Here is a 12313-nt window from a genome sequence, read left to right as displayed (position 1 = left end):
CGCCACGTAGACAGCGCCGGAAGCCGCCCTCCGGCAGCACGCGCGTCAGTGTCTGGCGCGCGATCTCGACCAGCAGCAGGGAACCATCCGGCATGCTGATGGGCCTTCAGGGAATTCCACCCCTTCGGTGATGATCTTCATTCTTGTTCGTTCCTCCCCGCGTTCTTGTTTTCTTATTCAGGGCTGACGCGCAGCACGATCTTGCCGATGTGCTGGCTGTCCTCCATCAGGCGGTGCGCCGCGCCCGCTTCGGCCAGGGGCAGGACCTCATGGATCTCCGGCGCGCATTCGCCACGGTCGAGCAGGGGCCAGACCTGCGCGCGCAGTTCCGCCGCGATGCCGCCTTTCTCCTCCGTGCTGCGGGGCCGCATGGTGGAACCCGTGATCGTCAGCCGGCGGGAAGCGATGCGCGCCAGGTCAACCCCTTCCGCCATGCGCCCGCCCATGAAGCCGATGACGACCAGACGCCCGCCCTGCGCGAGGCAGCGGAGATTGGCCGCGGCGTAATCCGCGCCCACCATGTCCAGCACCACATCGACGCCGCGCCCGCCGGTCAGGCGCTTGACCTCTTCCTCGAAGCTGGCGCTGCGGTAGTTGATGGCGGCATCGGCGCCGAAGCGGCGGCAGGCGTCGCATTTTTCATCCGAGCCGGCGGTCACATAGACCGTCGCCCCGAAAGCCTTGGCCAGCTTGATGGCTGTGACGCCGATGCCGCTGCTGCCGCCATGCACCAGCGCGGCCTCGCCTTTGGCGAGGCGGCCGATCTGGAACAGGTTGGCCCAGACGGTGAAATAGGTTTCCGGCAGCGCGGCGGCACGCAGGGCATCGTAGCCCTTGGGCCAGGGAAGGCACTGCGCCGCCGGCACGGCGCAGTATTCGGCATAGCCGCCGCCATTCGCTAGCGCGCAGACGCGGTCCCCCAGCCTCAGGCCGGTGACATCGCCGCCCAGGGCCATGATCTCGCCAGCCACTTCCAGCCCTAGCAGAGGGCTGGCGCCGGGGGGCGGCGGATAAAGGCCGCGCCGCTGCTGCACATCCGGCCGGTTCACGCCGGCCGCCAGGACTCGCAGCAGCACTTCGTCCGGCTTCGGCGCAGGCACAGGGCCGGTGACGAGCCGTAGGGCCTCCGGCCCGCCGGTCGCGGAAACCTCGATATGGCGCATGCTTTCGGGAACTGACACGGCTTCTCCTTCCTTGGACGTCACTCAGGCAGGCGGCTCAGCAATCCGGCACCGCCACGCACGATGTCCTGGACAATGGCGGCACGCGCTGCGGCACCATCGCGGCGACGCAGCGCCTCCATCACCAGAACATGCGTATGCGGGTCGTCACCCGCCGGCCAGCCTTCCGGGCCATTGTAGAGAGAGTTGAGGAAAGGCCCACTCTGCGCCCACAGGCCTTCGACCACTCTGTAGAGGCGCGGCATCCCGGCTTCGCGGGCGATGCCGAGGTGAAAAGCCTCGTTGCAACGCAGCGCGAGGCCGTAATCGTGCTCCGCCTTGCCGCGCACCAATTCGTTATGCAGTGCCGCCAGTTCATCGATGCCGGCGGCGCTGATCCGCTGTGCCGCGCGCTCGGCGGCGAGGCCTTCCACTTCCACGCGAATACCGCGCAGCTCGGCATAAACCCGGCGAGGCGGCTGGGGCACGGTGATGGACTGGCCGGCCCGGAATTCCAGCACGCCTTCCGCCACCATCTGCAACAGCGCCTCCCGCACCGGGGTCAGGCTGGTGCCCAGCCGCAGCGCGATCTCGCGTCCGTTCAGCTTCTGGCCCGGCTTCAACTCTCCCACCATCAGCGCTTTCCGGATCTGCTGATAGGCCTGGTTGCTCAGGGAACTCCGCTCAACCGTATCGAGGCCTTCGGCGGCGGGGCCTGCGGCCTGTTGCTTCTGCTTCATCCCATCCTGAACCAACGCAAGGCGACTGTTAACATGCACTGCCAGCCCATTATGGAATATATCAAATAACGCATGCCGGAGAGGGGGACGATGAGCAAACCATGGTCGTTCACGGCCGCCGGCCTGCAGAGGCATGACGTCACCGCCACCTTCGGCCAGAGCCTTTCCCCCGCCAACCAACTGGCCTACCTGCTCTTCGGCATCCGCTGGCGCTCGGCGTCTTCGGCGCCGCCGTGGCCAATGCCTGCGTGGCGGAGGCGGACCTGGTGCTGATCGCCGGCTCCAAGATGACCGCCTTCGACACGGCCAGGGAGAACCCGGCGCTGCTGAACCCGGAGCGCCAGACCTTCATCCAGATCGACGTGGAGCCCCGCAACCTCTCCTGGACCTTCCCGGTGGATCACCCGCTGCTGGGCGAGGCGGGGGTGGTGATGGAGCAGCTTCTTGCCGCCGGTGACGGGCTGTCACGGCTGGAGGAGGGGCGGCGCGAAGGGCCGCCTTATCGCGTCGCGCATGGCTTCTTCGGCCAGCCAGCCCGGCAGGCAGGGAACGCCGGTGATGCCGCAGCGGATCATCGCGGAACTTCAGCGTGCCCTGCCGTGGGATGGCGTAGTGACTACGATGCGGGCGAGAACCGCATCTTCTGGTGAAGTAGCGGTTGCCGCCCGCCCGCGTGGGCGGCGAGGCCGGATGCGGGTTCAGCCCCTGGCGCGGGCGGGCTGGATCGCCTCGCGCTTCACCACGTTCAGCAGCAGGTAGCCCAGCAGGCCGGCGAGGATGGAGCCGCCGAGGATGCCGAACTTCACCTCCGCCTGCAGCAGCGGCTGCTCGGCAAAGGCCAGCAGGCCGATGAAGAGGCTCATGGTGAAGCCGATGCCGCAGAGAATGGCGACGCCCAGCAACTGCCTCCAGCTCGCCCCCGCCGGCAGGTCCGCCAGCTTCAGACGGATCATCAGGGTGGAGAAGCCGAACACGCCGACCACCTTGCCCAGCAGCAGGCCCAGCGCCACGCCGAGCGTCAACGGCGCCAGCAGCACATCGCCGGAGATGCCGGTGAAGGACACGCCGGCATTGGCGAAGCCGAAGATGGGCACGATGATGAAGGCCACAGGCTTGCTCAGCGCATGTTCCAGCTTGTGCAGGGGCGAGATATCGCCGTGCGCTTCCGGCGTGCCAGGGGTCTTCTGGATCGGGATGGTCAGCGCCAGCAGCACGCCCGCCACGGTGGCATGCACGCCGGAGCGGAAGACCAGCACCCAGAGCACCAGGCCGAGCAGCAGGTAAGGCAGCAGCGAGCGGACGCCGCCGCGATTCATCCCGTACAGCACGGCCAGCAGCACCGCGGCACCCGCCAGGTCCGGCAGCGACAGGTTGCTGGTGTAGAACAGCGCGATGATGACTACGGCGCCGAGGTCGTCGATGATGGCCAGCGCCGCCAGGAACACCTTGAGGGATGCCGGCACGCGCGAGCCCAGCAGCGACAGCACGCCGAGTGCGAAGGCGATGTCGGTGGCGGTCGGGATGGCCCAGCCGCGCATCGCCTCGGCATTGCCGTGGTTGAAGGCGGTGTAGATCAGCGCCGGCACCAGCATGCCGCCGGCCGCTGCCACGCCGGGCAGCACGCGGCGGCTCCAGGAGGAGAGCTGGCCGTCCAGCATCTCCCGCTTGATCTCCAGGCCGACCAGCAGAAAGAACACCGCCATCAGCGCGTCGTTGATCCAATGCGCGACGGAGAGCGGGCCGACATAAAGGTGCAGCGTGTGGAAGTAAGCTTCCGCCAGTGGCGAATTGGCCACCAGGATGGCCAGCGCCGCCACCGCCATCAGCACCAGACCGCCAGAGGCCTCGCTGTCCAGAAACCCTCGCATGACAGATCGGATCAGGCCGGGGCGGGCTGTTGTCATCGGCAAGGGTTCCTTGGCTGGTGTGTCATGAAGCGGCACGGCGGCCCGGGTCCCGGGCCGCCGCCGCTCATCTGTGCCGTGCATGGCACCGCATGGAAAGCGAAAGCGGTACTCGTTGACGTACTGAGATGTGGTTCCAGGGCGCCAGGCGTGCCGTCAAAGATGGCTGTGGTGGAAGCGAAACCAGTGGCCGCGGATGCTCTGCGGCAGGCGGTCCGGGCCGAGGCCCGGACCAGGGTGCTCACACCTCCACGCCGGACTGGGCCGCCGTGGGAGAAGCCCGGCGGCGCTGCCGGAGGATGGGCAGCAGCAGCGTCACCAGCGCCAGCAGCAGCAGGCCCACGGTGATCGGGCGGGTCCAGAGGAAGTCGTAGCTGCCGTTGGACAGGGAGAGGGCGCGCCGGAAGCTCGCTTCCGCCATCGGCCCCATGATCAGCGCCAGCACGATGGGCGAGGCCGGGAAGTCCCAGCGCTGCATGAAGTAGCCGACAACGCCGGCCGCGAGCATGATGCCGATGTCGAAGATGCTGTTGTTGATGGCATAGGTGCCAACGATGCACAGCACCAGGATCAGCGGCGTCAGCACCGACTTCGGCATCATCAGCACGCGGCCAATGAAGCGCAGCGAGCCCAGGCCCAGCACCAGCAGCATCACGTAGCAGAAGAGCATGCCGGCGAAGAGGGTGAAGACCAGGTCGCTGTGGTCCTTGAACAGCAGCGGGCCTGGCTGCAGGCCCTGCAGCGTCAGCGCGCCCATCATCACGGCGGTGACGGCATCGCCTGGGATGCCCAGCGTCATCATGGTCAGCAGCGCGCCGCCCGTGCAGGCATTGGCGCCGGCCTCGCAGGCCGAGATGCCGGCCAGCTCGCCCTTGCCGAAATTCTCCGGGTTGCGGCTGAAGCGCCGCGCCTCGTTGTAGCTGACATAGGCCGCGATGTCGGAACCCGCGCCCGGCACCGCGCCGATGAAGGCGCCGAGGCCGCTGGAGCGCAGCAAGGTGCCGATCAGCCCACGGAACTCCGCCCCATTCGGGATCAGCCGCCCCAGCTTGGCGGCCGCGGTGGTGCGCAGCTCGGAACCCTCCATGGCCTTGAAGGCCTCGGCGGCGGCGAAGAGGCCGATCATCACAGGGATAAAGGGCACGTTGAACAACTCGGTATAGCCGCCGGTGAAGCGGGGAAAGCCGCCCATCGGGTCGAGCCCGATGGAAGCTACCAGCAGGCCGAGGAAGCCGGCGATCAGCCCTTTCACGAGGGAACCCGAGGAAATGCTGGCGATGATGGACAGGCCGAAGCAGGCCAGGGCGAAAGTCTCGGAAGCGCTGAATTCCAGCGCGATGCTCGCCAGCACCGGCGCCAGGAAGATCAGGATCATCACGCTGATCGTGCCGCCGATGAAGGAGGAGATGGTGGCGACACCCAGCGCCACGCCAGCCTTGCCCTTCTGCGTCAGCGCATAGCCGTCCATGGCCGTCGCCGCCGCCGCGGGCGTGCCGGGGATCTTCAGCAGGATAGCGGTGATGGAGCCGCCATAGACACCGCCGAAGAAGACGCCCGAGATCATCAGCAGGCCGGAGACGGCATCCATGCCGAAGGTAAAGGGAAGCAGGATGGCGACACCCATGGTCGCCGTCAGCCCCGGCAGCGCGCCGATGACGATGCCGACGGCGACGCCGAAGATGGAGAGCAGGATGGCCATCGGGTGGGAGGCCAGCGTCTGCATGCCCCCCAGCAGCAGCTGCAGATTTTCCATGAGAATGATTCCGGCGGTGCTGTTATTCGAACAGGCTGCCGGCCGGCAGCGGCACGTTCAGCGCGTAGTCGAACAGGAAGTAGATGATCGTGGTGATGGCCAGCGCGATCACCGGGTTCCAGACCGGGCTGCGCTGCCCCATCAGGAACATCAGCGCCATCAGCAGCACGAATGCGGAGGGGAAATAGCCGACGTAGCCGATGGCCAGCAGCATCAGCAGCATCAGTAGCATGCCAATGGCGACGCGGGCGTAATGCGGCTTCTCGGCCGGCGCCACGGCGGCGACCACCGGTTTCGCCAGGGTCTGTGCCAGCAGGACGCCTGTCAGTCCCAGCAGCGCCACGGCATAGATCAGCGGGAAGCGGGCGGCGCCGACATCGCTGCTGCCCGGCATGGGCGCGGGGAAGCCCCAGGCGGTGACGATAACGGCGGCGGAGATGGCGCAGAGCAGCGCCACGATGACCAAATGGGCCATCCGGTCGAAACCGGTCTGGCCCTGGGCGGCCTGATCCTGGCCGGCGGGAAGACTGCTCATGGGGCGTGTTCTCGTTGGAATGCGGGGCCCGGGACCGCCCGCCATACCCTTGAAGGGGCGTCGCGGGCGGCCTGGATCGGTCAGCGGGCCAGGCCGATCCGCTTCATCAGGGTGGCGAAGGTGGCGTTATGCGCCTTGACCTGCTCACCGAACTCGAGGCCATCCAGATAGGCCCAGTTCAGGTTCAGCTTCTTCAGCGTGTCCTTGAAGGACTGCTCGTTCGCCGTCTTGCGCGAAGCCTCGCGCAGGATCTGCACCACATCGTCCGGCGTGCGCTTCGGCACGAAGATGCCGCGCCAGGTGCCGATGGAGATATCGGTGCCGCTTTCCTTGCAGGTCGGCACATCCGGGAAGGCTTCGAGGCGCTCATCGGCCAGGACGGCCAGGATGCGCAGCTGGCCCGCCGCCACCTGTGCGCTGACCTCGGCGGGGCTGACGCCAACCGCTTCGATATGGCCGCCCAGCAGCGCCGTCACCGCCGGCGCGGCGCCGTCATAGGGGATGCTGTTGAACTTGGCGCCGGTCTTGTCGGCCAGGGCCTCGGTGGAGAGGTGCCAGATGGCGCCGGTGCCGGAATTGCCGACGCGCACCTTGCCCGGGTTGGCCTTGGCGTGGTCGAGGTATTCCTGGAGCGTCTTCCAGGGCGCGTCGGCCTTCACCGTCACGGCGGCCGGGTCCGCGTTCAGCCGCGCGATGGGCAGGAAGTCCTCCGCCTTGAAGCTGACGAGGCCCATATGCGGCAGCATGGTCAGCTCGGCGGTGCCGAGGCCGAGTTTGTAGCCGTCCGGGCGCGCCGCCATGATTTCCGACAGGCCCACCGCGCCGGCGCCGCCCGTGCGGTTCACCACGCCGATGGCCTTTTCCAGATGCGGCTTCGCCGCCTCGGCGAAGGCGCGGGCGAGCAGGTCGGTGCCGCCGCCAGGGGCATAGGGGACGATCAGCTCGATCGGCCGGCGCGGATAGTTGCTTGCGGCCTGGGCCCGGGCGCCGAAGAGGGTGGCCGCGCCGAGGCCGGCCATCAGGTGCAGTCGGTTACGGTAGGTCAGCATAAGGATATCCTTGGGTCTTGCCCCGTTTAAGCCGGGGCAGCGGCATGGAAGGCGGGGCAAGGCCTCCGCCCCGCCAGCCTCCCGTTCCGGTAAGCTATGGCCGGGGTCAGCGCGGCCGGAGGGCGCGCCAGGCCGCCGTGAAGCGGGCGGCGCGTGTTGCGACATCGGCGGCAGTCATGCCGGGCTTGAACAGCGCGGAACCCAGCCCGAAGCCGGCGACGCCCGCTTCCAGGAACGGCGCCATATTGTCCGGCGTGATGCCGCCGACGGGCAGCAGGCGGGTCCCCGCCGGCAGCACGGCCCGCATCGCCTTCACGACGCTGGGGGTGACCATCTCGGCGGGAAAGATCTTCAGCGCGGCGGCGCCGGCGGCGAGCGCCGCGAAGGCTTCCGTGGGCGTGGCGACGCCGGGGGTGCAGAGCAGGCCGGCCCGGGCGGCGGCGGAGATCACGGCCGTATCGGCATGCGGCATCACCACCAGCTCGGCGCCCAGGTCCGCCAGCCGGCCCACATCGGCGGCCTGGAGCACGGTGCCGGCCCCCACCAGCGCGTCCTGCGGCAAGAGGCGGCGGATGGCCTTGATGCTGTCGAAGGGCTGCGGCGAGTTGAGCGGCACCTCGATCAGCCGGAAGCCTGCCTCATAGAGTGCCGTGGCCACCGGCTCCGCTTCCTCGGGCTTCAGGCCGCGCAGGATGGCGACCAGGGGCAGGCTGTCGAAGGCCGCGTCGAGGCGCGCCTGCGAAGGGGATGCGGTCATCGGGCGGAGTCTCCGGCCGCGGCGACACGGCCGGCGGCAATGGCGAAATGGAAGAGGCCGGCGGGGGCGGTATTGCCAAGCTGCAAGGCCGGCACGGCGCCGAAGCTTTGCAGCACGCCGGCATAGCGGCGGCAGAGGCTTTCCTCCCCGATCAGCGCCAGCGGCGTGTCGGCCTGGGCGGAATGGCCGAGGGCGGAGACAACCTCCTGGCCGATGAGCAGGCCCGAAAGAAAGTCCCGCAGCGCCGCGCCGGGCATCTCGCCGGTCAGGCCCAGCGTGCGGGCGGCGAAGATCTGGTGCGCCAGGTCGCCGGGGCGGCTGTGCCGCGCGGCCTCGACGCCGCGTGCGAAGGCGGCCTCAGCGGCCTCCGGCGCCGCCGCCTCCGCCGTCATCAGGCGGCCGAGCAGCGAATGGCGGCACAGCACCGCGAACAACTCGCCGGTCATGTAGGTCTCGAAGCCGGTGATGCGGCCGTCCCGCACATCCACCCATTTGGAATGGGTGCCGGGCATCAGGAAATGGCCCCGTGCCGCCAGCTGCGGGTGCAGCCGCAGGGCGCCGGCGATCTGAATCTCCTCGCCCCGCATCACGTCCGGCGCCCGGCCGGAGGGGTGGGAGAGCACGCCGGGGGCGATCAGGATGGAGGGGCCGCGCCGGGTCGGCACCTCCACGGCCTCGGCGGCCAAGAGGCTGACATCGGCGGGGCAGCGGACGTAGGGCGCTTCCCGCCAGCCCTGGCTGCTGCCCACCATGCCGCCCGCCACCACCGGCAGGGCGGGCCAGCGGGCCAGCCATTCACCGCAAAGGGCCTCGAAGGCCGCTTCGAAGCCGGCGTCGCCGGGCTCTGGCAGGGCGGTGATGCCATGCGGGCTGCCGCGCTGCTCCAGCACCGCGCCCTGTGCATCCATCAGGAAGCCGCGCAGGCTGGAGGTTCCCCAGTCCAGCGCGATGAGCTTGGGGTCCATGCCTGTCATTCCATCCAACCCAGTTCCCGCGACACGGCCAGGGCGGCGTCCCGCACCAGCGGCGCCACCTCTTCCAGCCGCGTCTCCGGCATGAAGGGCGATGCGCTGGCCAGGCTGACCGCCGCCACCACCCGCTTATCCATGTCCCGCACCGGCGCGCCGGCGCAGCGGATGCCGGCCTCGTTCTCCTCCAGGTCGAAGACAAGGCCGCGCTTCCGGTAGGCCCGCATCCGCTCCAGGAAAAGGTCCCAGTCCGGGATCGGCGGGCGCTCCGGGTGCCGGGCATTGGCGGCCGCGGCGGCGTCGTAGAGGCTGCGCCAGCGCGATTCCGACATGTCCAGCATCAGCGCCTTGCCGACTCCGGTGGTGGCCAGCGGCATGCGCTGGCCCACGCGGGAGCGCATCTCGAAGCCGCGCGTGCCGGAGATCTTCACGAGATAAACCACCTCGCTGCCATCGACGATGCCGAGATGCACGGTATCGCCGGTCTGCCGCGACAGGGTCTCGCAATGCGGCTGGGCAAGGGCCACCAGCGGGCGCTGCTCCAGCGCGCGGTTGCCCAGGTGGATCGGCATGGGGCCGAGCAGATAGCCCCTGTGCGGCATGTGGTGCAGGTATCTGGCCGCCACCAGGCTGCTGAGGATGCGATGGGTGGTGCTGCGCGGCGTGCCCAGCGCGGCGGCTATGCCCTGCACGTCACTGATGCCGGCGGCCACGTGTTCGAGCACCCTCAGGCCGCGCAGCAGAGTCTGCGTGCCGGCGGCACCGGCGGAAGAACCGCCAAGCTCGGTCTGCGCTGCTCTCGGCACGGTGTCCTGTTCCCCGGTCACGGCTGGGCGCGAGGCTTATGGCGAGGCGGAGTTTGTGTCAAATAGGTGAAGTTCATCCCAAATAGTGAGAGTTGACGCTGCTTTGGCCGCTAAGCTTCGTCCTGCCTGGCAGAGTTGGCTGTGGGTTACACGCCGATGCTCCTGGCAGGACGCCGCTGGCCGCCAGCCTGCTGAAAGAAGGCGAGGTTGGCGTGCAGAGCCTCGGCGGAGCCCGCCAGCGCTTCGGCCTCTGCCCGCGACGCGGTGGAAAGGCGCTGGGCGGCGGCGGCCAGCGCCCGCTGCGCGCGCCTGGGCTCATGGCCGATCCGTCGCAGCCGACGCAGCGCGGCGTCGAGGCTTCTCCGGGTGCCCGGCGGCAGCGCCGGCTGCTGCGACATCGCCTGCATCCGCAGAATGGCGCCGCCGATCTGCATCACCGCCATGCTGCCATTCACGGCAGAAAGCGGCTGCTCGCCCGTCTTCTCCGCCCAGCGCACCAGCCGCAGCAGGCGGTGGTAGAGGCGCGCGCGCCAGATGCGGTCATGCGCCGCGGCCTGACGGTCGCCTGCCATGTCCTGCAACTCATGCACCATCATGCCCATCAGTACCTGCATGCGCCGCCGCGCATCGGCCGGGAAGGCGAAGCGGAAGGCGGCCATGGCGATCAGCGGCGCCGCCACCACGGCCGCCGCCGTGGCCAGTGAACTGGCGAAGCTGCCTGCCAGCGGAAAGGATGGCTGCAACAGCAACAGCATGATCATGTTGTAGTCATAGGCACCCGCGATGGTGCGGCGGTGCGACGAGGGCAGGGCGCCCAGGACGATGAAAGGCATCGTCAGCAGGATCAATTGCAACTCCCCACCGGCCAGCGGCCAGGCCAGCCAGCGGCAAGCCAGCGCCGCCGCCGCGCCGAAGAACTGGCCCAGGAAAATGGCGCGCATGGTCAGCGTGGGATTCTCGGCAGTGGAGAAGATCGTGATCATCACCGAAGTGCCAAGCATCACGTAAGGCCCGCCGCTCCAGCCGCTCAGCAGCCAGCCCGTCCCCAGCAACAGCAGCGTGCCGGCGGCGCGCAGCCCAGCCTGGCGGGCGCCCACCCAATCGCGATGCACCACCACCGGATGCAGCCTGCCAGGCCGCTCCAGATGCGTCTCGCCCGGCCGCAGGCGCGCCCGCAGCGCCGCGTGCAGCCCCGCCACGATCTCATGCAGCCTTGGCTGGCTGGCCGAAAGTTCCTCGGCCTCCCGCAGCGCCGAGAGGACCACATTCACTGGCGCCGCGCTTTCGAGCACTTCGGCCGCCCGGGTCAGGGCGGCGGCCAGGTTGGCATGCGGTGTGACGACCTGGGTGCTCCGGAGCCAGAGCAAGGCCGGCACCTGGGCGGACAAGACCCCGCGCAGCAGCCGCGCCGATCGCCGCGTACGGAGCGAGCCGGCGCCATGCCGGTCCAGCGCATCGTCGATCCTGGCCATGTCGGAGAGGGTAGCGCGCTGGTCCAGCCCATCCGCCTCCCCCGAAAGGCGTGCCGCCATGGCGCGCAGTAGCCGCGCCAGCAGCCGGCGGGTCTCGCCGACCAAGGCATCCTCCGCCTCACGCGGGGTCAGCAGCAGGCCTGCCAGGGTGGCGACCAGGACGCCCACCAGCACCGTCAGCAGCCGGTCGATCCCCAACGGTAAGAGATGGCCGGGATCGGCAGCATCCAGCAGCGCCACCATGGAGGCGGAATAACCCGCGAGGATGACGCCATAGGACACGAAGCCATGCAGCACATTGCCGAGCGCGGCACAAAGGCCGATCCAGATGGCCAGGCCCAGCACCATCAGCGCGGGGTTTCCATCCGACACCAGGATCAGCAGCACGCCCACGATGACCCCGGCGACTGTGCCGAGCGCACGGAAGAAGCCTTTCTCGATCAGCAGCCCGCGCGTGGGCTGGGAGGCCGCCCAGACGCTCATCGCCGTCCATTGCGGATGCTCCAGCCCCATCAGCCAGGCCAGCAGCAGGCCCAGGCAGGCCGCCAGCGCGGTACGCAGCGCGAAGCCCATCCGGGCCGGGTCGAAGCCCAGCCGTGCCAGGAAGGCGGACGTCATGGTCGCTGTCCCTCCTGCCCCAGCCGCAGCCGGCGGTCGATGCGCGCGAAGGCGTCGAGCAATGCCGCGATATCCTCGTCGCTGAGGTCCACCAGCATCTCGGCCTCACCGCGCGAGAGTTCGCGCCGGATACGGGCCACGGCGGCGCGCCCTGCCTTGGTGAGGAAGATCAGCCGGGCGCGACGGTCATTCTGATCCATCCGCCGCTCCACCAGCCCCTGCTCCACCAGTAGATCAAGCAGCCGCACCAGGCTCGAACCATCGATGCCGACCAGCGCGGCAAGGTCCTTCTGGCTGATACCGTCGCCGGATTCCGAGAGATGCACCAGCGGCGCCCAGGTCGCGTCCGTCAGGCCCACGGTCGCCAGCCTCTGGTCCAGCGCACGGCGCCAGCGGCGGGCGAGCAGCACGAATTCGATTCCGAAGCGGGAGCGGGGCGATGCGGGGCTGGCTGGCATCGCAATGCATTAACATCAAAATGATTTGGAATTCAATGTAATTGGGTGAGGCGGTCGCAGGGGCTTGCGGCGCAGAGCGATGCCGTGTCTGAT

12 protein-coding genes are annotated in these 12313 nt (G+C 68.9%); 1 reads left to right on the top strand and 11 read right to left on the bottom strand.

What is annotated here, in order from left to right; translation table 11 throughout:
• Positions 1-173 precede the first annotated feature (173 nt).
• Both IBL25_RS03850 and IBL25_RS03845 read right to left on the bottom strand, forming a co-directional pair.
• Entirely contained in the window at positions 174-1181 is a 1008-nt protein-coding gene (locus IBL25_RS03850; protein ID WP_187777239.1) for an NAD(P)H-quinone oxidoreductase, read from the bottom strand.
• A gap of 20 nt (positions 1182-1201) precedes the next feature.
• On the bottom strand, positions 1202-1900 hold the full coding sequence (locus IBL25_RS03845; RefSeq protein ID WP_187777238.1) for a GntR family transcriptional regulator: 699 nt from the start codon (positions 1898-1900) through the stop codon (positions 1202-1204).
• Positions 1901-2106: 206 nt separating this feature from the next.
• Between IBL25_RS03845 and IBL25_RS03840 the strand changes: the two genes are divergently transcribed.
• Entirely contained in the window at positions 2107-2550 is a 444-nt protein-coding gene (locus IBL25_RS03840) for a hypothetical protein (RefSeq protein ID WP_238940203.1), read from the top strand.
• A 48-nt stretch (positions 2551-2598) separates the two neighbouring features.
• Here IBL25_RS03840 and nhaA read toward each other — a convergent pair whose 3' ends face one another.
• The 9 genes from nhaA to IBL25_RS03795 form a co-directional block, all read right to left on the bottom strand.
• Positions 2599-3768, bottom strand: a complete 1170-nt coding sequence (gene nhaA, locus IBL25_RS03835; protein ID WP_187777236.1) for a Na+/H+ antiporter NhaA — start codon at positions 3766-3768, stop codon at positions 2599-2601.
• A 277-nt stretch (positions 3769-4045) separates the two neighbouring features.
• The gene (locus IBL25_RS03830; protein WP_187777235.1) at positions 4046-5557 is read right to left on the bottom strand and encodes a tripartite tricarboxylate transporter permease; all 1512 of its coding nucleotides are present in this window, start codon (positions 5555-5557) and stop codon (positions 4046-4048) included.
• 22 nt (positions 5558-5579) lie between these two features.
• Positions 5580-6092, bottom strand: coding sequence for a tripartite tricarboxylate transporter TctB family protein (locus IBL25_RS03825; RefSeq protein ID WP_187777234.1), 513 nt, complete (start codon positions 6090-6092; stop codon positions 5580-5582).
• An 80-nt stretch (positions 6093-6172) separates the two neighbouring features.
• Positions 6173-7141: a tripartite tricarboxylate transporter substrate binding protein gene (locus tag IBL25_RS03820; protein ID WP_187777233.1), complete on the bottom strand. Its 969-nt coding sequence runs from the start codon at positions 7139-7141 to the stop codon at positions 6173-6175.
• A 106-nt stretch (positions 7142-7247) separates the two neighbouring features.
• The gene (locus IBL25_RS03815) at positions 7248-7898 is read right to left on the bottom strand and encodes a 2-dehydro-3-deoxy-6-phosphogalactonate aldolase (protein ID WP_187777232.1); all 651 of its coding nucleotides are present in this window, start codon (positions 7896-7898) and stop codon (positions 7248-7250) included.
• Complete coding sequence (locus tag IBL25_RS03810; protein WP_321210445.1) at positions 7895-8863, bottom strand: 2-dehydro-3-deoxygalactonokinase; 969 nt, start codon at positions 8861-8863, stop codon at positions 7895-7897. Before IBL25_RS03810 ends, IBL25_RS03815 begins: the two co-directional genes overlap by 4 nt.
• A gap of 5 nt (positions 8864-8868) precedes the next feature.
• The gene (locus IBL25_RS03805) at positions 8869-9693 is read right to left on the bottom strand and encodes an IclR family transcriptional regulator (protein WP_239416927.1); all 825 of its coding nucleotides are present in this window, start codon (positions 9691-9693) and stop codon (positions 8869-8871) included.
• 125 nt (positions 9694-9818) lie between these two features.
• Positions 9819-11762: an FUSC family protein gene (locus IBL25_RS03800; protein ID WP_187777230.1), complete on the bottom strand. Its 1944-nt coding sequence runs from the start codon at positions 11760-11762 to the stop codon at positions 9819-9821.
• The gene (locus IBL25_RS03795) at positions 11759-12220 is read right to left on the bottom strand and encodes a MarR family winged helix-turn-helix transcriptional regulator (protein ID WP_187777229.1); all 462 of its coding nucleotides are present in this window, start codon (positions 12218-12220) and stop codon (positions 11759-11761) included. The genes IBL25_RS03800 and IBL25_RS03795 overlap by 4 nt, the downstream gene beginning before the upstream one ends.
• Positions 12221-12313 lie beyond the last annotated feature (93 nt).

Origin of the sequence: Pseudoroseomonas ludipueritiae, from assembly GCF_014490445.1 — a bacterium.
GTDB classification, from domain to species: domain Bacteria; phylum Pseudomonadota; class Alphaproteobacteria; order Acetobacterales; family Acetobacteraceae; genus Pseudoroseomonas; species Pseudoroseomonas ludipueritiae.
The sequence above is the reverse complement of the archived record's forward strand: the minus strand, read 5'-3'. Positions and strand labels throughout refer to the sequence as shown.